The organism is Alteromonas sp. D210916BOD_24, assembly GCF_047159385.1.
GTDB lineage: Bacteria > Pseudomonadota > Gammaproteobacteria > Enterobacterales > Alteromonadaceae > Alteromonas.
The window spans coordinates 794511-818414 of sequence record NZ_AP038333.1 but is presented as its reverse complement, the minus strand read 5'-3'; the positions used below and the strand labels follow the sequence as shown (position 1 = coordinate 818414).

Here is a 23904-nt window from a genome sequence, read left to right as displayed (position 1 = left end):
TATGGAGTATTTAAAGGGATTATGTTCTTTCCTAGGTTCATTGGACTTCAAAACTATTGTAGATACTCTTAGTTCTTTAGCTGCACTAATTGCAATTATTTCTGTACTAATTGCTTGGTATAAAAGTGCTAGAAAAGCTTTATCAATTAAGCAAATTGTAATTCATCAAACACCTGAAAAATTCACGTATATAATCAAGATCAAAAATATAAAACCTTACGCAGTTACGATTAAAGATATAAATTGTTATAAACAAAAATCTTTCATGGTTAAAAAAGAGAATAATCAAAAACCCAAATATTCATATGGTTACCAGTTAAATGATATGGCATTTCAATCTAGGGAAGAATTTACAATACAAGCAGGTGGGTTAACAGAGATATTGATATCTACTAATACCAAGTTAAATAATATTGAACAGTTAATTATAGATATGGATACATCTCATGGTGAACAACTAATTATATGCAAAAACATTATACTTGCTCCTATGTCTGCAACATTAGTAATTGGCATAGTGTTTAATGAACTTTATTCATCAAAATTTGAAGCTATATGTAATTATTACAAACTAAAGGTAAAGTACATCTTTGGCCGGGTGTTTAAGAAGAGCTTACAAGAATTTAAAACGGGACTGCTAACAGTTTGCTCGGTTTCGCTTCGCTACACATTTTAGCAAACTATTATCAGCCCCTTAAATGGGCGTTGTATGTCCGTTGTTTGTCTGAAGCGGACTACCGAGATTCAACAGAAAAAGCCCCACTCTACGGTAACAGCAACTGTTTAAAGACTAGGCCTTAAAAAGCACAAAAAAAGGCGAACCACCCGGTTCGCCTTTCAAATCAACTAAGTTCTAACAGCAACGCTGCTAGAACACCAACCTACTCCTCAACATAGCTCTCAATGCTAGGGCAAGAACAGATCAGGTTGCGGTCGCCGTATACATCATCAATACGGTTAACCGTTGGCCAGAACTTGTTTCTGTGTACTTCTGGCGCTGGGTACGCCGCTAGCATGCGGTCATAACTGCGATTCCAGTCGCTGTCACAGATGTCAGCCAAAGTGTGTGGTGCATTGTGTAGCGGGTTGTCAGTGGCATCCCACTCACCGCTTTCTACTTTCGCAATTTCCTGGCGAATGCTAACCATGGCGTTAATGAAACGGTCTAGTTCGTACTTGGCTTCCGACTCGGTTGGCTCAATCATAAGCGTACCTGCTACTGGGAAGCTCATGGTTGGCGCGTGGAAACCGTAGTCGTTTAGGCGCTTCGCAATGTCTAGCTCGGTTACACCGCTTGCTTCTTTAAGCGGGCGAAGGTCAATAATACATTCGTGCGCTACGCGGCCATTGTTGCCCTTGTAAAGCACTGGGTAGTGCCCTTCTAGCTTCTTAGCCACATAGTTAGCGTTAAGAATTGCTACTTCAGTTGCACGGCGAAGGCCGGCGCTACCCATCATTTTGATGTACATATAGCTAATAGGCAGAATAGATGCACTGCCCCATGGCGCTGCCGATACCGCACCACAGTCTTTGCCTGCTGTTTCTACGTTAACAACTGTGTGGTTTGGTAGGAAAGGCGCAAGGTGCGATTTAACACCAATTGGTCCCATGCCTGGGCCACCGCCACCGTGTGGAATACAGAAGGTTTTGTGTAGATTAAGGTGCGACACGTCTGAACCAATGAAGCCAGGTGACGTAATGCCCACCTGCGCGTTCATGTTCGCGCCGTCCATGTAGACCTGACCGCCGTATTGGTGAACAATGTCACAAATCTCGCGCACTGTTTCTTCGTATACACCGTGGGTAGACGGGTACGTGATCATGGCGCACGACAGGTTATCACCCACTTCTTCCGCTTTCTTGCGAAGGTCGTTAAGGTCTACGTTACCTTTGCTATCACAGGCTACTACAACCACTTTAAGGCTAACCATTTGCGCAGACGCAGGGTTAGTACCGTGGGCAGAGCTTGGAATTAGACACACGTTTCTGTGACCTTCGCCACGGCTTTCGTGGTAACGCTGAATAGCCAATAGGCCTGCGTATTCACCTTGCGCACCTGAGTTAGGCTGCATTGAAAGCGCGTCGTAACCTGTTACGTTAATTAACCACTCGCTAAGCTCGGCAATCATTTCTTGATAGCCTGCTGCTTGGTCTAGTGGCGCAAACGGGTGAAGCTGACCGAATTCAGCCCACGTTACAGGGATCATTTCAGCCGTTGCGTTTAGCTTCATAGTGCACGAACCCAATGAAATCATTGAGTGGTTAAGCGCCAAGTCTTTATTTTCAAGGCTCTTGATGTAACGAAGCATCTCTGTTTCAGAGTGATACTTGTTAAACACTTCGTGGGTTAGGAAGTCGCTAGTACGTACTAAACCTTCTGGAATAGATTTCACGTCTTGCGTGGTTACTTCTGCATCTAAACCTTCAACAGTAAGGCCATGCTCTTCACCAAGCAGTACGTCGAATAGCGCAACAATGTCTTCACGTGTTGTGGTTTCGTCTAGCGACACACCTACCGCACCGTCAAGATCTGCACGCAGGTTCATGCCTTTTGCGTATGCGCTTGCTAGTACGTCTTCTTTGTTGTCTACCATTACGGTTAGCGTGTCGAAGTACGTGCTGTGCTTAAGGGCTACACCCTTTTGGCTTAAACCGGTAGCAAGAATGTCGGCGAAGCGGTGAATGCGCTCAGCAATTACTTTAAGGCCTTGTGGGCCATGGTATACCGCGTAGAAGCTTGCCATGTTGGCTAGTAGCACCTGCGCAGTACAAATATTTGAGTTCGCTTTTTCACGGCGAATGTGTTGTTCACGGGTTTGCAGCGCCATACGAAGCGCTGGGCGACCACGGGTGTCTTTACTTACCCCAATAATACGGCCAGGTAGTGAACGCTTATAGCTGTCGCGTGTAGCAAAGAATGCCGCGTGCGGGCCACCGTAGCCCATAGGTACACCAAAGCGCTGTGCACTGCCAAGTGCTACGTCTGCACCTAGCTCGCCAGGAGACTTAAGCATAACCAAGCTCATAAGATCTGCCGCTACTGCTACAATCCCTTTGTTCGCTTGTACCGCAGCAATGATGTCGCTGATGTCTTTTACTTCACCGGTAGAGGTGGGGTATTGCAGTAGTGCACCGAATACGTCGTGCTCTGCGGCGTCTTCTGCTGCACCTTTGATGATTTCAAAACCAAACATTTCAGCGCGGGTTTCTACCACGTCGATGGTTTGCGGGTGAACGTCGTTTGCAATGAAGAAGGCGTTTGATTTTTTGTTTTTAGATACGCGCTTAGCAAGGCCCATGGCTTCTGCTGCCGCTGTACCTTCATCAAGTAATGACGCCGATGCCAGCTCTAGACCGGTTAGGTCGATGGTCACTTGCTGGAAGTTAAGGATAGCTTCCAAACGACCTTGGGCAATTTCTGGCTGGTAAGGCGTGTAGGCTGTGTACCAACCTGGGTTTTCCAACACGTTGCGAAGAATAACGTTAGGTACGTGGGTGTCGTAGTAACCCATACCAATGAAAGAACGGTTAATCTTGTTCTTTTGCGCAACGGCTTTCAGTTCGCTTAATGCTTCAACTTCTGTCGCCCCTTCACCACATTTTAGTGGCTCAGGTAGCGCAATACCTGCCGGCACGGTTTGCTCAATTAAATCATCCAATGAGCTTGCGCCAATGGCAGACAGCATTTCTTCAATTTCACCCTTACCCGGGCCAATGTGACGACGGATAAAGGCATCTTTTTGCTCTAGTTGAGCCAATGTAGGGGACGTATTCGACATAACGTTGTTAAGCACTCGTAATGGTTGCCGCAAGGGCGCGTTAAATCTTTAAGTTAAAAAGGGGCTGAATTACCTTCGCGCCCCTTTTTCTAACTGTCTATCTTGGAAAATCGCGTTGCGAATTACTCTTCGTCAATGCTGTTTTCGTAGCCTTCAGCGTCAAGTAGACCTTCTACTTCTGACGCGTCGTCAGCTTTAATTTTGAATAACCAGCCGTCGCCGTAAGGGTCGTTGTTAACTAGCTCTGGTGAGTCTTCCAGATCTTCGTTTACTGCAACAATTTCGCCTGAAATTGGTGCATACACGTCAGACGCGGCTTTTACTGACTCGGCAACACATATGTCATCGCCAGTGCTTACTGCATCGCCAACGTCTGGCAAATCAACAAACACCATGTCGCCAAGCAAGCCTTGTGCGTGCTCAGAAATACCTACAGTGAAAACACCGTCACCTTCAGGGCGAACCCATTCGTGTGTAGAGGCGTAGCGTAAATCAGTTGGGATGTTGCTCATAATTGTTCCTGTTATTCTCTGTTAACTTGGGGCCTATTGGCTGTTGTATGGGCGCTATAAAACACTTTTTCCGTTGCGAACAAAGGAGGGCTTAACCACTTTTACTGTAACCCACTTTTTGCGCATTTCCACTTCTACTGTTTCGCCTACATTGCTTGGCACTCTAGCCATCGCAATTGAGTGACCCAGTGTGGGTGAGAACGTGCCCGAAGTGATAACGCCTTCGCCGTTGTCTGTTTTCACTTTAAGGCCGTGACGTAGCACGCCTTTTTCAGTCATTACCAAGCCTACTAGCTTGTCGGTACCCGCTTCGCGCTGTGCCTCCAGTGCTTTACGACCAACAAAGTCACGCTCTGCCGGCTCCCATGTAATTGTCCAGCCCATGTTGGCTGCAAGGGGAGATACGGTTTCATCCATATCCTGACCGTATAGGTTCATACCTGCTTCTAGGCGAAGCGTGTCACGCGCACCTAGGCCGCACGGCTTAACGCCTGCATCTAGCAATGCTTGCCAGAAGCTTTCCGCTTGTTCAGCTGGCACCATAATTTCGTAGCCTGCTTCACCGGTGTAACCCGTGGTAGCAATAAACAGGTCTTCAGCTTGCACACCAAAGAAAGGCTTCATGCCCGCTACCGCTTCTTTTTGCGCTGCGCTGAACAAGGTGGCTGCTTTTTCTTTTGCGTTAGGGCCTTGTACTGCGATCATGGCGAATTCAGGGCGCTCAGTGATGGTCACCTCAAAGCCTTCTGCTTTGCTTATTAACCAGTTCATGTCTTTTTCGCGCGTTGCTGAATTAACCACTAAGCGATAGTTAGTTTCGTCGAAGTGATAAACGATAAGATCATCTACCACACCGCCTTCTTCGTTAAGCATGCCGCTGTATAGCGCTTTGCCTTTGTCTTTTAATTTCGCCACGTCGTTGGCTAAAAGGTACTGAAGATACGCTTTGGCTTGTGCGCCTTTTACATCAACAATGGTCATGTGAGACACATCAAACATACCTGCGTCTTGACGCACAGCGTGATGCTCTTCAATTTGTGAACCATAGTTAATTGGCATATCCCAGCCGAAGAAATCGACCATTTTCGCACCGGCTTCTAGGTGCTTTGCGTGTAGGGCGGTGGTGTTTGACATTCCACGTACTCTTATTTGTTGTTGAATAAACAAGGTAGAAAATGCCATTGAGTATAGTGAGCTAGCTCACCCTCAACAAATTGGAAATTCTTATCAAGACATTTAAAAAGCTAATATACAATACACCTTATATCAGAAATTCAAATATACATATATCAATCGCTTATAGGGCTAACCCTTTATTGCACATGCTCTACCGCGTTTTTTAAGGGTTCACTGCGGTAGCGTACGCACAATCATAAAATTTGAATGGGTTGCATAATGCACTGATTGTTAAAGTAGTATGGTAATTACTGTTGAAATTTTGTTATGTTTTAACATTACGATCTCTCCGACTAACAACAATAAATGGAGTAAGGCCAATGCAGCTGCTTGCCAAAATGCTACTTTCAGTGGGTGTAATGTTTTATGTAGTACTCATCCCCTATTTGGAATGGAACCCGTCACATGTGTTTAACCCTGACTGGCCGCCCCATGCTCGGTTTCACGAAGTGTGGCAACTTATTACAAATGTGGCATTTGGCCTATTAGCACTTTGGCTAACCTGGGTTCGCCAACAGTTTGGCATGGCGGCTATTATTTCAACCATTGTGATGGGGGGTGTAATAGGGTCACATTTATTGGCTGAGCACGTTGGCTCAAGCGTACAATCAGGCAATATTGCCACTGAGGTGCTAGGCCTGGACTTAGCAGTATTTGTGGCGATTGTAGTGGTGGTCATATCATTGCTTGCAGCAACGGTACCCGTACGCAAAAATCGCATCGACTGGTAGGTAATAACAGGACATCCACTTTTAGGTAGATTATTTACTGGTATGCATCTAATAGGCAGACAGCCAGACAATAACGGTGTTTTTCGTTGAACACGCCCTATCCTAATGCTTTGCATGTATGTGATGGCGCTGCCTCTATAAGGTGATTTCGATAAAGTGGTTTTGACTAGATGATTAAGGACGTCACTCATATGAACTTTAAGAAAACCTTACAACTGGGATTGAGCCTACTGGCAGTGTTCACAATCGCGTTTTATGCGCACAGTGATGAATCGCAGACTGAACGCTCACAGCAGAACATGGCCAGTAACAAGGTTTCGCTACCCGCTTTACTCAAAGGTAGCGATGACATTGCCGCACGTTATGCCGAGCTCAACTGGTTTTCTGGCAACGTATTGCTGGCCTCTCAAGACAAAGTGGTTTTTCATCAGTCATACGGGTATACCAACACCGCTAAAGCGCTAAAAAATAGCGCGTGTACCCGCTTCAACATTGGCTCTATTGCAAAGCATTACACCGCAGTATTGGTGTTACAACTTATTGAAGACGGGAAATTGGCCTTTGATACCCCACTTTCGCGCTTTGAGCTTGACTTAGATGACGCGCTTACCCAAGGGGTAACCATCGAGCATTTGCTTAACCATCAGGCCGGCTTTGCCGATATTTTTACGCCTGAGTATATGGCCGACCCACTTAGTTTTGACACCCTAGACAAGAAAATTGCCCTTTTAAAAGATACGCCGCGCTTATTTGAGCCCGGCACTGATTATCGGTACTCTAATTACGGCTATATATTACTGGGTCGAATAGCAGAAATGATCACCCAGAAATCGTTTGCCACGTTACTCGATGAGCGTATTTTCACCCCTATTGGCGCCAAGCACAGTTCATTGACTCGGCTAGACAATAGCCCGTGTCAGTCAACACGCTATACCTTTACCATAGAAGGGCAACTTGCCCCTTCCCTGATGCAGGAAGTCTCTGGGCCGGATGGCGGTATAGAAGCCACTGCACCCGAGGTTTATCAGTTCTACCACGCGCTTGTATTTACCGACACCTTGCTTAAACACAAAGGCCTCGTTTTTTCCCGCTATTTTCGTGTCAGAGACAATAAAATAGTGTCATACGGAGGCGGTACTGGCATAAGCGCAGCCGCTGAAGTGCTAGTCGATCAAGGCATTGTGATTGTGGTGTTAGCCAATAGCGATGAATTGGTGGCGGAAAGAATATCAAACCGCATTACGCAGTTAGCAACTACAGGGCAATTTGACGCCATTAAGCCGCCCCCTAAACATTTTGTCTATCAACAATACCGTACATTAGGCCCTGCTGATTTTAAAACCCAGTTTAAACAACAATATAACGACGCTCAGTACAATACTTTTATGGGAAAAGCATTAAATGAAAGTGCGTTAGCCCTTATCCGGCAAGGTAATGCTCAGGCGGGTTTAGACATCATCGCCACGCTCATTCACCACTACCCCGACGCCCCTCAGGTTTACGACAGTTTAGCGTTCGCCCATCACCTGTTGGGCAATGCACAACAAGCCCGCGACGCGTTTCAACAAGCCTTAGCTATTCGCGCCGATTTTAACAGTGATTACCACCCAACGAATTACCATTAGTTGGGTGATAAGGGTGTATTTTAAAAAGGGCAAGTTGCCCCTTCACCATGTGTATTTTCTGCAGCCCCATAAGGCGTAGTAACCAATAAAACAATAACAGGGCAGCATAACCATGTAGGCAAGCTGCCCTCCGGTTAGCCCACTTAAGCCCCCGTAAACCACAGGTAAAATAGCGCCTCCCGCAATCCCCATAATGAGTAACGCCGAGCCTTGCGCGGTATATTTGCCCAAATCTTTTAACGCTAATGGCCAAATGGCAGGCCAAACCATGGCATTGGCAAAACCCAACAGTGCAATGAGCGTTACTGTATCGGGCAATTGTTGAATGCCCGTCCAGCCCCACAGTATCTCAGAAATTAGCAAGGATGAGTCATCGGCAAACACTATCCCTAGTGTCACAATAAAGCCGGTTACCGCTGAACCCAGTAAGGCAGCCTGTTGAGACACAAAACGGGGGATGGTCAGTAGGCCAAGTGCATAGCCAAGTACCATTGCCACCATGGTAAACGAGGTTAATGTGGTGGCATTTTCTACACCAATAGAAGAGCCATACAACCCAATGGTATCGCCAGCAATTACTTCGACGCCGACATAAAAGAACAAGCTAATAGCGCCCAATACTAAGTGAGGATACTGCCATATTTGCGTGTTTTGCGAAGCAGGACTAAGCGTGTCTACAGAGGCAACTGTGTTGTCTTCAATAACAGGCAGTGGTAAGCGCATAAAGACTAAAGCAAGTAATCCTAAAGCCACTGCCATTCCTACGTAGGGTTGAATAAGTGACACTGACATGTCATTGATTAGCGCGGCGCGCTCCATCTCTGGCAGGGTGTTTAACAACTCTTGATTCACCTCAGGCAAGCCACTTAAAACCAGAGTAGTAAACACAATAGGAGCCAACACACCAGCGGCCTTGTTAAGCAACCCCATAAAGGCAATGCGGGCAGCGGCACTTTCTTCATTGCCCAGTCGAACAATAAACGGGTTCGACGCGGTTTGAAGAATAGTCAGGCCACTGCCCACCACAAACTGTGCCAGCAGGAAAACCGGGAAAAGCGCCGTTAGCGCAGCAGGCACAAATAGCACGCATCCTATTGCAATAATACCCAGCCCCACACTCATCCCTTTTTGATACCCAGTTTTCTCCAGTATTTTTGCCATGGGTAATGCCATCACCACATAAGCAATATAAAAGCAAAAGGCGATAAACAGTGCCTGCATTTCACTTAGTTCACACACCATTTGTAGAAAGGGAATAAGCGCCCCGTTTAACCAGGTAATAAAACCGAAAATAAAGAACAGCACACCAATACTTAAAATGGGGATAAAACGACTTATACCTTTTGGCGCTATCGCCTGTGATTGAGCGTGTGATGTCATGTTACATTCCTTTTTAGTTATTATTAGGTATGGTTATACCGCTGACTTGCTGACCATATTGCCATACAGCGTTAAGCGCGTTGTTGTCATCAAGTACAAGAAAATTCGCCACTTTTCCTATGGCGATATCTCCTACCCTATCACGAATTTTAGTAAATGCCGCAGGGGTTGTACTTGCCATCGCGCTCGCATCGGCAAGGGGAATTTGAATATCGTTTACACAGTGCATTAAGGCACTGTGCATGTCTAAGCAACTTCCCGCTAAGGTGCCGTCTTCGGTCGTGAGTTTGTTGCCCTGGCGACTGATATTACGGTCAAAAAAGGGAATTGTTTGTTGGGTCGTGCCCACATGCGCCATGGCATCGGTTACTAGCATCAGTTCGTGCGGGCCTTTTATTTTATAAGCCAATTCAACCGTTTTGGGGTGCACATGCTGGTGATCAACAATTAACCCGCAAAGGCATTTATTAAGTAACGCTGCACCCACCATGCCGGGTTCACGAGAAGTCAGTGGTGACATGGCATTAAACAAGTGAGTAAACCCCGTGGCCCCCGCCTCTATGGCACGTTCAACCTGACGGTACGTCGCATTGGAATGTCCAAGCGCCACTACCACGCCACTTGCTACCAGCTCACCAATGACACTGGTTGGCACATTTTCAGGGGCAACTGTCAGTACCACCTGCCCGAGATCGGTACGAGTATAGGTGTCCAGTTCTCTGTCAGATAGTTTGCGAATAAAACGGGGTGGATGGACACCTTTTTTTTCTACCGACAAATGGGGCCCTTCAAAGTGCACACCGGCTATGGATGGATGCTCATCACTAATCGCTTCGGCTATCGCATCAGCGGCACGTTCAATCACGTCTATTTGGTCAGTGATCAAAGTGGGAAATAACGTGGTAGTACCAAACTGACGGTGGGCGTCTGCCATTACTCTTAAACGGTGAAAAGAAGGAGTCTGGTTAAACATGATGCCCCCTCCTCCATTAACCTGCGTGTCGATGTAACCGGGAATAACAGTGCCCTGAATGTGCATATCAACAGTAAGTGAGGTGTAACTATGTTGTGGCTTTGCGCTGTCGTCACCTGTATTGACGTCAGTAAGTCCGGTAACACGCCCATTTTCGATGGTCATCACCAAATTGTGAACCCACTTTTGCCCTATCAGGGCTTTATTTACCCGTAGATGCTTTTTCATTGCGTTTGCGTAACCTTGTTAAGCCCGGGCGGATTGTCAGGGTTTAATCCCATTTGGGTTGCTGCCAGTTCCACATCTAAATAAAAACGCTGCATCAACAGTAGTGGAGATACCCGAGGGTGAACGCCTTCTCCATTCACCTTCATATCTAAACACTCTGCGCCTCTGTCTTTTACGTTCTGTACCATGTTGTTGTGAAACGGTGCGCTTTCATCTTGTATGTGCAAGGCAATAGTTTTCAGTTTTCGCTCTACTAACGTAACAGGCCCGTGAATAAATTCAGCACTGCTGAACGCCTCAGCGTGAATGCCCAGTACCTCTTTCAGTTTTAAGGCCACTTCTCGGCCTATCGCATAACCCAATCCGCGCCCTAACACCACCGTATTACGTGTATTTTCAAGGTATGATGTAGTTAATTGCACCGGCTCTTCAATCACAGTGTTAAGTTGCTGTGGAAGGTGCGTTAATGCGTTTGATAATACAGAATCGCCACGCCATTTTGCACAAATATGCAGCAAGACGGATAAGGTCGCCAGATAACTTTTTGTCGCCGCTACCGCTTTTTCTTCGCCAGCCAGCAGCGGGATTACTGCATCTACCATTTCGGCCAACGGCGAAGTTTCATCGTTTACCAGTGCCACGGTATAAGCACCGCCCTTTTTGGCTGATTCGGTTTGCTTAAGAATATCTGGGCTGCGACCAGATTGTGAAATCACAATTGCCACCGCACCTTCCAGCTTAAGTTGTTTTTGGTAAACGCCCGCAATGGACAGCGCGGCATGACTAACAGGAAGCCCCAATTCTATTTCGAAAAGGTATTTACCAAATACGCCTGCATGATCGGACGATCCCCGCCCAATCATGTAAATCAAAGAAGGGTTTCGCTGTTTTAAGGTTGTGACAAGTCGAGTAACAGCCTGCTCATTTTTCTCTAATTGTTGAGCAATAATTGTCGGCGCTTCGCGAGCTTCTTTTGCCATAGTAGATAGGTTCATTTCTTACCTTTCAGTTGTATATGTTGCATTGTTGGATAACACGTTGGGTTTTAACCTATTTTGCAGCTGTTTTTGCATAGCGAGCACGCGCGTAAAAAATTGCACCTTGCTGAGGGGTTCCTCGACTTTCTACCAATCGCACTTGAATTGGCGCTGATAAATACTGTGCATACACGTGACTAAGCCCACCAATCATTGCAAGAGGGTGGTGGTGCCCTGCAAGCAGTTTATTAGCAATAGCGTTGATATATGCCGCCCCTTCGGAGAATAAACCCATGACAACCGCGTCGTTGGCGTTAAGTAACGGCAACATGCCTTCTGCCAACGCAGCATAATGATGCGTATTATATGTGCCACATTGACTGACAATGGCGGTAGTGGTGTCAGCGTTAAACATCTGGCAGATATAGTTCGACAAGGCGTCTTGTGGCATCAAACCGTCTAAACACAATAAAGTGTGCTGAATGGCTTTTAACCCTAACCAAGCACCACTGGCTATATCGCCGATGGGAAAGCCATGCCCTCCCACATCGCAAAAAGTATCGTTTCTCCATAAGGTGCCGGAAGATCCGGTGCCCGTAATGATCGCGGCGCCACTGTGCCCTTCATGTGCACCTATACAAGCTGCGTGTAAATCACTCATTAAGTAAAGCGAGTCAAAAGGATGCGACCATTGCTCAAATGCACGTTTAGCCGTATCTATATTTGCCCCTGCTAGACCAGCTCCTACTACACAACGTTGTAGACTGAAAGAGGCCACCGTATGCTGGCTATCACCGGCATGGTTAAGCGCACTGCGAATGGCTTTATCCACCGCATCGAGAATGGATGTTTTTGCCAAGCCACTGTCACGCATGATATTGGCGGGACCACTTGTTCCCTCTCCCAGTACGTTCCCACTGGCGTCTTCCAATCTGGCGCGGCACTTGGTTCCACCGCCATCAATGCCAATAAAATATAGGTCAAAACTCATTCATACTTCTCTTTATCAAGCAAAGTTTCCAGGTCAACATTTGCACTGTGATTAACGCTTTCATTCAGGCTGGCGACGTATCGTTCACCAGACCATGACAGCGCTGTCATTTTAAACACCCAAAAACAGCCACTTACAACTGTGTTGGGCGACTAGTTTTACGGGTTTCGTTAATTCGCGCTCTTACACGCACAGGCGAAGCCACTTCAACAGGTTGCGTGAACTCTGTCCACTGGCCATCTGCACTCAGGTATTCCATGGCTAATCCCAATTGAGGTTTCATGTGCAGTTTGCCGTCTATCATTTTGGCAGCGGGAATGGGCACTCGCAAATTCACACCTTGGCGCACCAGTGCGGGCGCGTGGTGCAACATTAGCGTTGCCTGAAAGGCTTGCCAGTCTTGTTGCTGATGCGGGTAAAAAGTATTCTCTTGCATTAGTGCTAACGCATGCTTTTGCCAATCAGCCTTATGCCAGGCCCGTTCAGCTAGCGCGATCAGCCGGGGAAAAAGCATATACTCTAGTGCGTCTTGATTTACCGTAACCTCACTCCACAATTGCCCTTGAATCCCTATTACTGTGCTGTCATTCACCTCGCCATTGCTGCTAAACGCCTTACCCATTCTATCGGTCCACATTTTGGCGTGAAGGGGCAAGTGCTGGGGCATAAACGAAAAAACTTTTTGGGTATCAGTGGTACGAGAAGCCCAATAATAACCAGGCTCTAACGGATTGCTATGATAGGGAAAGTCGAAATACAGCACATCGGGAAACGACAGCACCACAGGGAATCCTGCATCAGAAAAATGGGTAACGGTCTGCTCGCCGCCATTGGCGAGTAAATGCCACACATTGGTATAGGCATGTTGCGCATCAAGGGTGGTGATGGCTTTTTCCATTCCATCGCTCCAGCCAGCAATACCTACCTTATACTTTGCTGCAATACCTTGTACCCGAGTAACAAACTCTGGCAATAAAGTGTCGGCACGTTTTCCTTTTGCTTGGCAAACAGGTGAATCAGTCCACGCCCCTGCGGTCTCATCAGCACCAACGTGAAAATAATGCAGCGATGTATTGGCTTTCTCGTGTAGCGATTTCACTGTTGAGATAACCGTTTCGATAAAGTCATACGTGCTGTCTAAACACGGGTTTAAGGTGTTATCATGATAAAACTGCACACTTTCATATTTAGTCGTGTCTTGCCTGTCTACCAACAAATATTGCTGTGCCAGCTGTGGCTTTCCTTCATTCATCAGGCGGCGGTAGCGCTTATTCATCGACACGATAGCGGCGCGAGAATGCCCTGGCATGTCAAAAGAAGGAATGACCTCAATACCCCGAGCATGTGCCATGGTTAATAGTTCGACGTAATCCTGTTGACTGAGAAAGCCATTGCCCGGTGCCTCTTTAAATGGCCCAATGCCTAACTGGGGTAAAATACACTCATCTTCAGATAAGTCATGACAGCGATAGGCTCCCACTTCGGTGAGTTCAGGCAGCGCATCTATAGCTAAGCGCCACCCTTCATCGTCACTTAAATGAAGGTGTAATTTATTGAGCTTATACGTGAACATTTGGCGAATGACCGATTCAATCGCCGCTTTTCCAGGAAAGTGTCGTGCGACATCTAAATGCATACCACGAAAGGAAAAGCGCGGTTTGTCTAGGATATCAGTGACAGGGAGCGTTTTGTCATTACTGTGATAAAGCTGCATTAATGTAAGCAGCGCGTAATTCGCCCCTACCTGATCCCGGGACGTTAGCGTGATTTTTTGAGGCGTGATCTTAATTGCATACTGTTCTTCATCAACACGATCTTTATCTTCTATCCATTCTACCGGCAGGCCATGCTCACTAAGTGGCAGCCCGAAGTATGGCATTTGCGCTAAGGCGGGAACCAAAGTCGTTTGAAGTGCTTTACTAAGTTTAATCCCCTTTACAGATATGGTCTCGCCGGTATCTTGCCGTTGCATCACTTCAGGTATGGTGCGTTGAGTGGCGTAATCCGTCTGCACGTTATCACTTTTGTGTTGTTGACCATTGCTGTCTTTAATAGCCGTTCGCTGATATTGATACTTTTGAGTAGCATGATCTTTTTCTTGTGCAACTCGTTTATCAAACCAGTAAGCGCTGTCCATTAACGGCATATTATCGTCAGGCGAGCGTTTGTATTGTGCTTCGCTATCCCACGCCCCGGTGTGTTGGTTAACCAATAAATCACTGCCTGCTTCGCGCACCCGCGTGGTAGAGGCAATGATCACTGGCGCAAGCGACGGGTAAGTCAGGTAATAATTTGGCATAACGTCAGAGCGCGATGCATGCCAAAAAAGCGCAGACAAGGTAATCTCTATAGTGTCATTCGCGGGAATGTCGCGATTCACCTGTAGGCGATGTAAATCCCCGTTAATGTGTTCAATACTAATGTCGTGGGTCGCAGTTATGCCTTTAATCGGTGAAAGGTGACTAAAGTACAGTGAGGTCGATGCAGGAATAACCGCCTTTGCGCCATTGAAAGTGATTTGTGCAGTGAAACAGTCACCATGGGGAATGTGCAAGCGACATTGTTGGTCGTCAAGGTTAGATAGTACCTCATACTGCACTTCAACACTCTGCCCTAACGCGTCTAAATGGGATTGCCCCCAGTTTGCTTGGCTGTCTACAACACTACCTGCATAGCCCTTTGCACATGCCACCCACAGCAGCACTGTTCCCAAAATTCGACTCACACTACCGCTCCTTCGCTGAACATCAAAACCACTCATACTTATTGCTGTTGGTATGTTTGTAGGTTAGTGACACCAGAATAGCGCAGTTGCGCTACGCTGGTGTTATGAAAATAGCGATGTAGTTTGCTATTTCACCTTTTAACCCTATTAACGTCTGTGCGTTAGAACTTCATACTGGCGCCAATAAAGAAGCGGCGTCCGTTTGCACTTTGCGTCCCCCCTAACCGTTTGCCGTCGGTTGAGCGCACGTAATAGTTCTCCCAAATTTCATCGGTTAAATTCAGTGCTTCCGCTTTTAACGTAATAGACTCTGTAACATTCCAGCTTAACTGGGCATCTAACTGAGATTGCTCATCTCTGTATTGATCGCCAATTTCCGCCTGGGCAATAAAGTACTCTGAGCGGTAGTTATAATTTAGACGCGCGCTATACAGGTCGGTTTCGTAAAACACCCCAATATTGAATGAGTCTTTTGAGGTATTTGGAAAGCTCACAAACCGCGAAGCAAGTGTCGCCCCGACAATATTGCCATCGTCATCGGTAACCGCGACGGCTTCTTCAACTTCAGCATCGGCAACGTCGGTATAGGTATAGTTGGCGTAGCCACCAAAGCCATTGTCGAACACGTGTTGAATTTGCATTTCAACGCCATCAATGGTGGTGGAGCCGCCATTTTCCGGGGTACTGAGCTGGTTTATTTGCTGACCATTAATTTCGCGGGCGACGGTTTTGGTAAAGATGAAGTCGTTAATATCCTTTTTGAATACCGTAATGGCCGCGACTGATGCGTCGCTGAAATACCACTCAGCGCCTACCTCAAATTGGTTAGCAGTAAGGGGATCCAGTTGAGGGTTACCCGCTGAGCCGGAACTTGTCTCGGGAGTAAGGTTGACCGCGGGCGCAAGTTGAAATGGCGCAGGACGTGTGAGTACACGGGATGCCGCCATGCGCAATAACACGTCATCAGTTAAATCGTACGACACGTTAATGCTTGGCAGCCATTCGTTGTAGCCACCGTCAAAGGACACGGCTTGACCCGTATTTAAGTCAAAACCATTCGACGTTGAATCAGTTTCCACGTAGCGCAAGCCTACGTTACCTCTAAAGCCCTCGCCGCCAAATGTCGCCATGGCATACAACGCCGTTATGTCTTCTTCAATTTCAAATGATGACTCAGAAAGAAATACGTCGCTACGTCGGCAAAGGGTTGTATCACCATCAGTACATTCCGCTGCGTTATATAACGCGTTATACATACTGCTTTTATCTGGAAAGAAATAGCTGGCAGCGACCGCGTTGGTATTGTCGTGGGAGACATTGATCATGTCGCCTGTCCAAAACGCTGACGCCGGCCCTAAGCTTCCCGCGCCTACCGGATCTAAATTGGCTAAATCGGTTCTATAGCGGGATTGCGAAAAGCTTCTGTCACGGCGTTTAACGCCGGCCTTGATCTCGCTTACTGCGCCCCATTCAACGGAATATGCATAGTCGAGTTGCACATAGTTTTCTTTGTCTTCGGTGGCATTTAGTTGATCGAAGATCCCCCCTAACCACATTTCATCTGTCGGGTTGGCTAACCAGGGGCTTGACGTTGTGAAGTCGATATAAGGCGCATCACCACCTGGGTTATAAAAGTCGAACGCAACGCGAGGGTCGCTGGCATCAGCCCAAAACTCAGTAAAGAAGTCGCGGTTCTCACCTTCCCCTGTCGTCGTGCCTAATTGAAAGTGCAGTTTGCCATCGCCCATTAAATAGTGGCCTTCTATATCCACAATTTCAGTCGACATTTCAGACCCGTCGCGATAGATATTGTCGTAAGCAAGAAAGCGCGCCCAGGCGGGACGTTGCGGCACGCCAACCACGTCTAGGTAATCAACCACATTATCAGCGCTGACAGTCCCCGTATTGGTGTCTTCCCCCATATACGCAATGCCGCGAAAAGGAATACCAATAAGGTTAGAGTTCACATTGTCTGCTTTTAAAGTAGAGGATAAATAGTGTACCGACATGTCAAAGTTATCGGTAGGCGCCCACTGCGCAGTAACGTCAAAACCAATTCGCTCGCGATCCTGTTTAAATAACGCCGACCCCATTCCCCACGGAATGGCCCCTTTTCTGTCGGCGCCAACCGGGGCTTCAATAAGCGGATCTATTCTTGGTATGCTCGGCCCGAACCAGCCAAAATCTTCGTTGGTCTCCCGTTCAACAGTTCGCTCCTGATAAGAGCCAGAAAACAATATACCAAAGGTTTCGTCTTCGTTTTTCCAGCTGTACAAACCTGACAGAGTGGGATCCAGCGCATCGGCAATATCACCGTACTGTCCCTCAACAGACACTTGCCCAGAGTTAGCTTCCAAATCAAATGGCTTGCGGGTTTTAAGAATAACCGTACCACCCAGCGCCCCTTCATCAATATCGGCCTGAGAAGATTTATACACTTCAAGACCTGCAATCATCTCCGACGCTAATATCTCAAAGTTAAAGTTACGCGTTGCGTCTGACAATACAAACCATTGACCGGTACCCACAGCTTGACCATTGACTAGGGTTAGGTTTTGGTCTGGTTGAACACCGCGAATAGTGACCCCCTGACCTTCACCGAAATCTCTGTCTATGGTTATACCTGGCACACGAGCCAGCGTTTCTGCGACGTTTTTGTCCGGGAATTTGCCTATGTCTTCTGCTGTGATGGCATCGACAATAGCATCAGAAAAACGCTTTGCATTGATGTTGGCCTTTTGGCTTCCACGGATCCCTGTTACTTCGATGATTTCTGTTTCACCTACTTCTTGCGCGACAACAACTGGCACCGAAATGCTGGTTAATGCGCCCATTGCAATGGCGAGGCGAACACTGTTTGTAAGTTTACTCTGTTTGTTTTTGTACATTGTATTAACCTTCTCTCAGCCAAAATGACAACGCTGTCATTTATTAAAAAATAAAATGACAGGCGTTGAAATATGGGACATTTCCAAAAGATGACAACGCTGTCATTAAATGTTAACTTACAGGACACCCTGTGAGGCTGCAATTATTTTTTTAATAAAAAAGTAATATTACTTACTTAATTGTTGAAATTTAAACCAATTTTAAGAGTGAGAAAAAATTTGGCTGCAACAATAAAAAGCGTTGCTGAAATGGCAGGTGTCTCAATTAAAACCGTGTCCCGCGTGATCAACAAAGAAGGCACAGTGAAGCCTGACACGCTAAAGCGCGTTGAAGATGCCATCGCCACACTAAAATACACACCGAACAAGGCCGCCCGACACCTCGCCAGTAAAGGGGCATCTGTGATTGGGTATGTTTATGATAACCCTAATGCCTATTATATTATCGACATGCAAAAAGGCATATTGGATGTCTGTCGCAAGAACCATTACGAGCTTTTGATCCACCCCTGTGACGCCAGCTCAAAAGACATTGCAAAAGAACTAGTGGAAATGGTGGAGACCGCACAACTCGCGGGTCTTATTTTATCGCCGCCGTTATCAGAAATGCCCGCGGTGCTTTCCACATTAGACGAAAACAATATCAGTTATGTGCGCATATTATCTGGCGACGGACAGATTACCTCAGCCTTACCTTATGTATTGGTCAATGACTTTAAAGCCGCCTTCGATATAACTCGCCATTTGATTGAGCAAGGCCATCGCGACATTGCCTTTATTGCGGGTGAGGAAATTCACAACTCTACCACTGAACGTTTAAACGGTTATAAAGCCGCCCTTAGTGAAGCACATATTCACATTGATGAGTCGCGTATTATAAAAGGCACCTACTCTTTTGAGACGGGGGTAAAAAGCGCTGAAACTATTTTAGCCATGTCACCCCACCCCACAGCGGTATTCGCCTGTAACGATGAAATTGCCGCAGGGACCCTGTTTGGTGCACGGATGAAAGGGCTAGATGTACCACAAGACATCGCCATTGCCGGTTTCGAAAACAGTCCATTTTCTCGTCAGACATTCCCCCCTCTGACAACAGCGTCGCAACCCACCAACCAGATAGCACAGCATGCCGCAGCAGCGTTAATTCAGTATCTAAGAGCGAAGCGAACTAAGACAGCCCCTGAAAACCTAAGCCATACATTTGTACCAGAGCTCGTGATCCGCGCCTCTACCGAGCATCTCCAATGAATGCTCTTGTGCAAAAAATAGTGATTGTGGGAGGCGGCACCGCAGGGTGGATGAGTGCCTGTTATTTAGCCCGCGCTATTGAACTTGCCGGACACACAAGCACAATGCCGGCCCCCCAAATCACTTTACTTGAGTCGTCTACTGTTCCCACCGTCGGTGTAGGAGAAGGGTCAACGCCTTACCTACGCTACTTCTTTGACTATCTGGGAGTCGACGAGCAGCAATGGATGCCTGCAAGTAGTGCCACTTATAAGATGGGGATCAATTTCGAACATTGGACACACACCCGTGATCCATCGGGCAAATTACTATGTTCTGACCAAGATGCGTATTTCCATCCGTTTTTTTCCGCTTTAGACATCCCCACCGCTGACGTGTATTTCGAGACAGTGAATCAGTACAGGCAAGGGAACTATGGTGACGTAAACCCCGCCCACTATTTCACCGCTGCGTTAATGGTAAACAAGGGCATTTTACCCAATGCTATATCACCTTCGGCCAATATCGATTACGCCTACCATTTTGACGCGGGCCAACTGGGTGAGTTTCTTAAGCACTATGCAATTAGAAAAGACGTTAAGCACCACATAGGTACGATTGAACAGGTACACACCCAAGGCCACGACATTGTTAATTTACGCTTGTCTGATGGGCAAACACTGGATGGCGATTTATTTATCGATTGTTCGGGCTTTAGAGGGTTGCTTGGTAAACAAGCGCTGAACAGACGCTTCAACAGTTATGCTGACACCTTGTTTAATGATGCCGCAGTGGCCATCGCAAGCCCAGTACTAAAGAGTCCACACAAGGCGTTGCAAACCCGCTCCATTGCAAAACAATGTGGTTGGCAGTGGGAAATCCCTCTCACCCATCGCACCGGCAATGGATATGTGTATAGCTCACAATTTTGCTCACCATCTCAGGCAGAGCGTGAGTTAAGGGAGAGTTTACCGCCAGACGCACAATGTGGCGAGGCACGGCATCTTCGCATGGACGTTGGCCGGTTGACCCACCACTGGCAAGGTAATTGTTTATGTATAGGACTTTCACAAGGCTTTATTGAACCTCTAGAAGCCACTGCATTGATGCTAGTGCAATACGCCCTGCAACAATTTGTAGATTGCTGGCAATTTGGCCAAACCCATCAGCAAGAGTATTACAATGCTGAGATGAATCGCATGTTTGATGGAATTCGGGATTACATTGCTGCCCATTATTATTTAAATACCCGTGATGACACCCCCTATTGGCAAGCCTGCCGGAAAGATATTGTCGTACCCGACACCCTCGCTTATCTGCTTGACGCATGGGACAAAGGCGCAAATTTTGAAGCGGCACTTAACGAGGTAGACAATAAGTTAGTTTACTTAAGGCCCTCTTGGTATTGCATTTTCGCCGGCATGCGGCGTTTCTCACACCATTCTTTATCACAAGTGCCTAACAATAAAGCTGCTCTACATACCCTGTGGCAATCACTTGAAGGCGCTATAGTTAAATGAACTAGGTAAACTAAATAAACTGCGACGCTAGTCCCCTAGATAACTTTTTTCATTCTCGCGACCAAGGGGCTTTTGCAGCAATACATTTATAAATATAATGTAATCACTCTTGTTCATAACAAAGCCTAATTAATATGAAGCAGCTTTCTTTAGATACGCTACGCACGTTTGTGAGCGTAATAGAGCTTGGTGGTTATGCCAAAGCGGGGGATTTTCTGGGGCGTTCTCAGCCTGCCATCAGTCTTCAGATTAAAAAGCTTGAATCCCAATTAGACCGAAAGCTGTTCACCAAAGTGGGTCAGCGACACGTTCCCAGTACGGATGGCAATTGGTTGTATCCCAAAGCCAAAGAGATACTTGAACTGAACGACAATATTTTCCGTAGTTTGACGCCAGCACCGCTTAGCGGTCGTTTGCGATTGGGCATTCCCAATGAATTCGCGTCTACTTTGCTTCCCGGCCTTATAGGTGAGTTTTCAAAACGCTACCCCGATGTGTCTCTAGAAGTCACCTCAGCCCTTAGTCGTGATTTACTGCACCCCAGTCAACGGGATCATTTCGATCTTATTCTGGCGTTGGTGAATCCGCAGGAAGAAACCGAAGGCGAAGTCGTGCTTGAAGACGATGTAGTGTGGGTGGGCGACAACGCGCATCCTCTGGTGGGCAACAACATTCCCTTGGTACTTGCCCCCGATGGCTGTATGTACCGAAGCCGTGTGATTGAACAGTTAAAACAGCAAACTTTTGCGTGGAAAATAACCTACACCAATGCGGATTTAGGTGGGCTGGTTGCCGCTATTCAACAAGGGTTGGGAGTGACCGCGCTTGCCAAGTCAAGCTTGCCCGCCAACCTGACGCCCCTTAATCACCCCCACCTTCCGAAACTGGGCAAGGTTAACATTTGCTTGTTTAATCAGGACACGCAACACCCTGTGATAAGTAAAACCCTAGCAGAATTTTTCAAAGTCAGATTGAAAAATTCTGCTTAATTAAACGACCCAATGGGGCAGACAAACGCTCTGGCGGCTCAGTAAAGTAAGTCGGCCCTTTGTCTGTCATGTATAAACAATCTTCTAACCGCACTCCAAACTCACCGGGAATATATAACCCTGGCTCATTGGAGAAACACATGCCCTTGTTAAGCGGTGTGGTTTCGCCGCGCACAAAGTTGACACTTTCGTGGCCTTCCATACCAATGCCATGCCCAGTTCTGTGGCTTAGCCCGGGCAAGGCGTAATCTTTGTCATACCCTTTACTGGTATAAAAAGCACGCACCGCGTCGTCCACCTGCCCTGCAGGTGTGCCTATTTTAGCTGCGGCAAACGCCACATTTTGCCCTTCCCGTACGGTATTCCACACGTCTTCAACTTGCTGAGACGCTTTACCAAACACCAAGGTACGACTGATATCGCTTTGATACCCGTGAACGCTACAACCGCTATCAAGCAATATTACCGAGCCTTCGCGAATACGTTGCTGGGCATTTGTACCATGAGGGTAGGCACTGGCGTCGTTAAACAACGCAAGGCACCAGGTATTACTGCCACCTAATTGGGCTTGCGCCGAATTCATTAGGGCTTTCACCTCTTGTTGACTCATCCCCTCTTTAAGCTGGCTGAAGACATAAGCGTAGGCGTTTAGCGTTACTTCGTTGGCCTTGTGCATCAGGCTAAGTTCGGTGGCCGTTTTATACATTCTACAACCCAACGTGACGGGCTCGGCAGGAACAATTTCCATCGCGGGTAACGCGTTTGACATACCGGATACGACAAAGTATCTAACTGTGTTCTCAAAACCAATTTTACCGCCTGTGATCCCCCGTGACTTAAGCACTTTTGCGACAACCTCAAAGGGACTTTCGTGCTCCTGCCACACGCGCACATCGTCGCCTAATTTAAGTGACTCCAACACACTGGGCTTTTCAAAAAACGGGGTAACCACAGCAATATCGCCTTTTTGTGGAATGATTAGCGCAGTTAAACGCTCGCTGCGCCACCACTGTACACCAGAGAAATAATCCATTGCAGCACCGGGTTCAATAAGCAACGCATCAATTTTGTGAGCTGCCATTAAATCCTGAGCTTTACTGATCCGTGCCTTTCGCTCAGCTACGCTAATCGGCTGCGTATCCAACGTAATGTCAGTTAATGGCGTTTTATCGCTTGGTGCTGAAGTACTGTGATGAGTGCCACCAAAGGCTAATTTAGGCGCTAATGCAGGAGCCAGGGCCATACCTGCCGTGGCTAATTTCAAAAAGTGTCGTTTGTTCATACCCCATTTCCTATGGTTTGTTGTTATGCCCACATTACCATGACGGCGGCTACAGAGATGAGCAAGAGGCCGATGATTTCTTTCTTAGATACCGTATTTTTAAACCAAAAATGCGCCAGAATAAGCGTTAAAAGTACCTCTAACTGCCCCAGCGTCTTGACCAGTGCAACGTGCTGCAAGGCCATTGCGGTAAACCAACATACCGACCCCAGACAGCTTATAGTACTGATTAACGCCACCTGTTTTTTTGCATTGAGTAACTGTCGAAACACCTGAGGTTTAGTCACGCCAATATAGCTACACAAGGTTAAGCTTTGTATACACAACACCCAAAGCAATACCCAAGCTGCCCCATGAGAATGAGGCACATTGAGCATATGGCTTGCTTCACGTACCAATAGTGATGTCAGCGCAAAACAACTACCACACGCCAACCCAATTAACAGGGTTTTGCTATTGAGTGCCTTTATCCCCATTGGGGTACTCAAAAGATATACTGCCACTGCGCCAACTAGGATACCGGCCCAACCGAGTAACGTAAGGTAGCTGCCAAAAAACAGCATACCCAAGACGCCGGCCACCAGCGCTTCACTTTTTGCCAGCCCCGCCCCAATGGCAAAGTTTCGCTGTTTAAATAAGGTGATCATAAACGCGGTAGCGGCTATCTGAAGTAACGACGCACACACGACCACTGCCACAAAATCATAGGAAAATGTGGGACTGGTTTGTGGTTGAGCTGAATTGAGCGACAGTAGATAAACAAGTGCCACCGGAGGGGCTAACACAAATCGCGATAGGGTGACTCCCGATGTATCCACATGGGCGCTCAACTTGCTTTGTAGTGCATTTCGCAAGGTTTGCAATACCACAGCGCCCAATGTGAATAATACCCACTCCATCG

Annotated in this window: 17 protein-coding genes; 6 read left to right on the top strand and 11 right to left on the bottom strand. The window is 47.0% G+C overall.

The features are described from left to right. Position 1: 1 nt before the first annotated feature. On the top strand, positions 2-676 hold the full coding sequence (locus ACMCM8_RS03545) for a hypothetical protein (protein ID WP_412725526.1): 675 nt from the start codon (positions 2-4) through the stop codon (positions 674-676). A 205-nt stretch (positions 677-881) separates the two neighbouring features. On the opposite strand, the gene gcvP is transcribed toward ACMCM8_RS03545, so the two are convergent. From gcvP to gcvT, 3 genes are all read right to left on the bottom strand, one after another. Further along, positions 882-3779 carry an aminomethyl-transferring glycine dehydrogenase gene (gene gcvP / locus ACMCM8_RS03540; protein WP_412725524.1) on the bottom strand — a complete coding sequence of 966 codons (2898 nt, stop codon included), beginning with the start codon at positions 3777-3779 and terminating at the stop codon, positions 882-884. Positions 3780-3901: 122 nt separating this feature from the next. Further along, on the bottom strand, positions 3902-4291 hold the full coding sequence (gene gcvH / locus ACMCM8_RS03535; RefSeq protein ID WP_412725522.1) for a glycine cleavage system protein GcvH: 390 nt from the start codon (positions 4289-4291) through the stop codon (positions 3902-3904). A gap of 54 nt (positions 4292-4345) precedes the next feature. After that, positions 4346-5425, bottom strand: coding sequence for a glycine cleavage system aminomethyltransferase GcvT (gene gcvT, locus ACMCM8_RS03530; RefSeq protein ID WP_412725520.1), 1080 nt, complete (start codon positions 5423-5425; stop codon positions 4346-4348). Between the two features lie 362 nt (positions 5426-5787). On the opposite strand from gcvT, the gene ACMCM8_RS03525 reads away from it, so the two are divergent. Beyond that, positions 5788-6198, top strand: coding sequence for a DUF6640 family protein (locus ACMCM8_RS03525; RefSeq protein WP_412725518.1), 411 nt, complete (start codon positions 5788-5790; stop codon positions 6196-6198). 191 nt (positions 6199-6389) lie between these two features. Continuing rightward, a complete protein-coding gene (locus tag ACMCM8_RS03520) occupies positions 6390-7823 on the top strand; it encodes a serine hydrolase domain-containing protein (protein ID WP_412725516.1) in 1434 nt (477 codons plus the stop codon). A 42-nt stretch (positions 7824-7865) separates the two neighbouring features. Here the strand turns inward: ACMCM8_RS03520 and ACMCM8_RS03515 are convergent, their stop codons facing one another. The 6 genes from ACMCM8_RS03515 to ACMCM8_RS03490 form a co-directional block, all read right to left on the bottom strand. Further along, positions 7866-9203: a sugar MFS transporter gene (locus ACMCM8_RS03515; RefSeq protein ID WP_412725514.1), complete on the bottom strand. Its 1338-nt coding sequence runs from the start codon at positions 9201-9203 to the stop codon at positions 7866-7868. Positions 9204-9216: 13 nt separating this feature from the next. Beyond that, entirely contained in the window at positions 9217-10404 is a 1188-nt protein-coding gene (nagA, locus tag ACMCM8_RS03510) for an N-acetylglucosamine-6-phosphate deacetylase (RefSeq protein WP_412725512.1), read from the bottom strand. Further along, positions 10401-11399 carry a glucosamine-6-phosphate deaminase NagB-II gene (gene nagB-II / locus ACMCM8_RS03505; protein WP_412725510.1) on the bottom strand — a complete coding sequence of 333 codons (999 nt, stop codon included), beginning with the start codon at positions 11397-11399 and terminating at the stop codon, positions 10401-10403. Before nagB-II ends, nagA begins: the two co-directional genes overlap by 4 nt. Positions 11400-11454: 55 nt before the next feature. Then, positions 11455-12372, bottom strand: a complete 918-nt coding sequence (locus ACMCM8_RS03500) for a BadF/BadG/BcrA/BcrD ATPase family protein (protein WP_412725508.1) — start codon at positions 12370-12372, stop codon at positions 11455-11457. Between the two features lie 133 nt (positions 12373-12505). After that, entirely contained in the window at positions 12506-15097 is a 2592-nt protein-coding gene (locus tag ACMCM8_RS03495) for a family 20 glycosylhydrolase (RefSeq protein ID WP_412725506.1), read from the bottom strand. A gap of 161 nt (positions 15098-15258) precedes the next feature. Next, on the bottom strand, positions 15259-17985 hold the full coding sequence (locus ACMCM8_RS03490; protein ID WP_412725504.1) for a TonB-dependent receptor: 2727 nt from the start codon (positions 17983-17985) through the stop codon (positions 15259-15261). A gap of 219 nt (positions 17986-18204) precedes the next feature. Here ACMCM8_RS03490 and ACMCM8_RS03485 point away from each other — a divergent pair, with 219 nt between their 5' ends. The 3 genes from ACMCM8_RS03485 to ACMCM8_RS03475 all read left to right on the top strand — a co-directional run bounded on the left by ACMCM8_RS03485 (position 18205) and on the right by ACMCM8_RS03475 (position 21721). Then, positions 18205-19233, top strand: coding sequence for a LacI family DNA-binding transcriptional regulator (locus tag ACMCM8_RS03485; protein WP_412725502.1), 1029 nt, complete (start codon positions 18205-18207; stop codon positions 19231-19233). A gap of 8 nt (positions 19234-19241) precedes the next feature. Beyond that, complete coding sequence (locus ACMCM8_RS03480; protein ID WP_412725500.1) at positions 19242-20732, top strand: tryptophan halogenase family protein; 1491 nt, start codon at positions 19242-19244, stop codon at positions 20730-20732. 134 nt (positions 20733-20866) lie between these two features. After that, positions 20867-21721, top strand: coding sequence for a LysR family transcriptional regulator (locus ACMCM8_RS03475; protein ID WP_412725498.1), 855 nt, complete (start codon positions 20867-20869; stop codon positions 21719-21721). Here ACMCM8_RS03475 and ACMCM8_RS03470 read toward each other — a convergent pair. After that, entirely contained in the window at positions 21699-23003 is a 1305-nt protein-coding gene (locus ACMCM8_RS03470; protein WP_412725496.1) for a M24 family metallopeptidase, read from the bottom strand. The genes ACMCM8_RS03475 and ACMCM8_RS03470 overlap by 23 nt on opposite strands. 23 nt (positions 23004-23026) lie before the next feature. Next, complete coding sequence (locus tag ACMCM8_RS03465; protein WP_412725494.1) at positions 23027-23902, bottom strand: EamA family transporter; 876 nt, start codon at positions 23900-23902, stop codon at positions 23027-23029. Between the last annotated feature and the right edge of the window lie 2 nt (positions 23903-23904).

What these genes read in the sequence shown, in the direction of transcription:
- ACMCM8_RS03545 (WP_412725526.1), top strand. Translation starts at nt 2, where the DNA reads ATGGAGTATTTAAAGGGATTATGTTCTTTCCTAGGTTCATTGGACTTC.
- gcvP (WP_412725524.1), bottom strand. Translation starts at nt 3,779, where the DNA reads ATGTCGAATACGTCCCCTACATTGGCTCAACTAGAGCAAAAAGATGCC.
- gcvH (WP_412725522.1), bottom strand. Translation starts at nt 4,291, where the DNA reads ATGAGCAACATCCCAACTGATTTACGCTACGCCTCTACACACGAATGG.
- gcvT (WP_412725520.1), bottom strand. Translation starts at nt 5,425, where the DNA reads ATGTCAAACACCACCGCCCTACACGCAAAGCACCTAGAAGCCGGTGCG.
- ACMCM8_RS03525 (WP_412725518.1), top strand. Translation starts at nt 5,788, where the DNA reads ATGCAGCTGCTTGCCAAAATGCTACTTTCAGTGGGTGTAATGTTTTAT.
- ACMCM8_RS03520 (WP_412725516.1), top strand. Translation starts at nt 6,390, where the DNA reads ATGAACTTTAAGAAAACCTTACAACTGGGATTGAGCCTACTGGCAGTG.
- ACMCM8_RS03515 (WP_412725514.1), bottom strand. Translation starts at nt 9,203, where the DNA reads ATGACATCACACGCTCAATCACAGGCGATAGCGCCAAAAGGTATAAGT.
- nagA (WP_412725512.1), bottom strand. Translation starts at nt 10,404, where the DNA reads ATGAAAAAGCATCTACGGGTAAATAAAGCCCTGATAGGGCAAAAGTGG.
- nagB-II (WP_412725510.1), bottom strand. Translation starts at nt 11,399, where the DNA reads ATGAACCTATCTACTATGGCAAAAGAAGCTCGCGAAGCGCCGACAATT.
- ACMCM8_RS03500 (WP_412725508.1), bottom strand. Translation starts at nt 12,372, where the DNA reads ATGAGTTTTGACCTATATTTTATTGGCATTGATGGCGGTGGAACCAAG.
- ACMCM8_RS03490 (WP_412725504.1), bottom strand. Translation starts at nt 17,985, where the DNA reads ATGTACAAAAACAAACAGAGTAAACTTACAAACAGTGTTCGCCTCGCC.
- ACMCM8_RS03475 (WP_412725498.1), top strand. Translation starts at nt 20,867, where the DNA reads ATGAAGCAGCTTTCTTTAGATACGCTACGCACGTTTGTGAGCGTAATA.
- ACMCM8_RS03470 (WP_412725496.1), bottom strand. Translation starts at nt 23,003, where the DNA reads ATGAACAAACGACACTTTTTGAAATTAGCCACGGCAGGTATGGCCCTG.
- ACMCM8_RS03465 (WP_412725494.1), bottom strand. Translation starts at nt 23,902, where the DNA reads ATGGAGTGGGTATTATTCACATTGGGCGCTGTGGTATTGCAAACCTTG.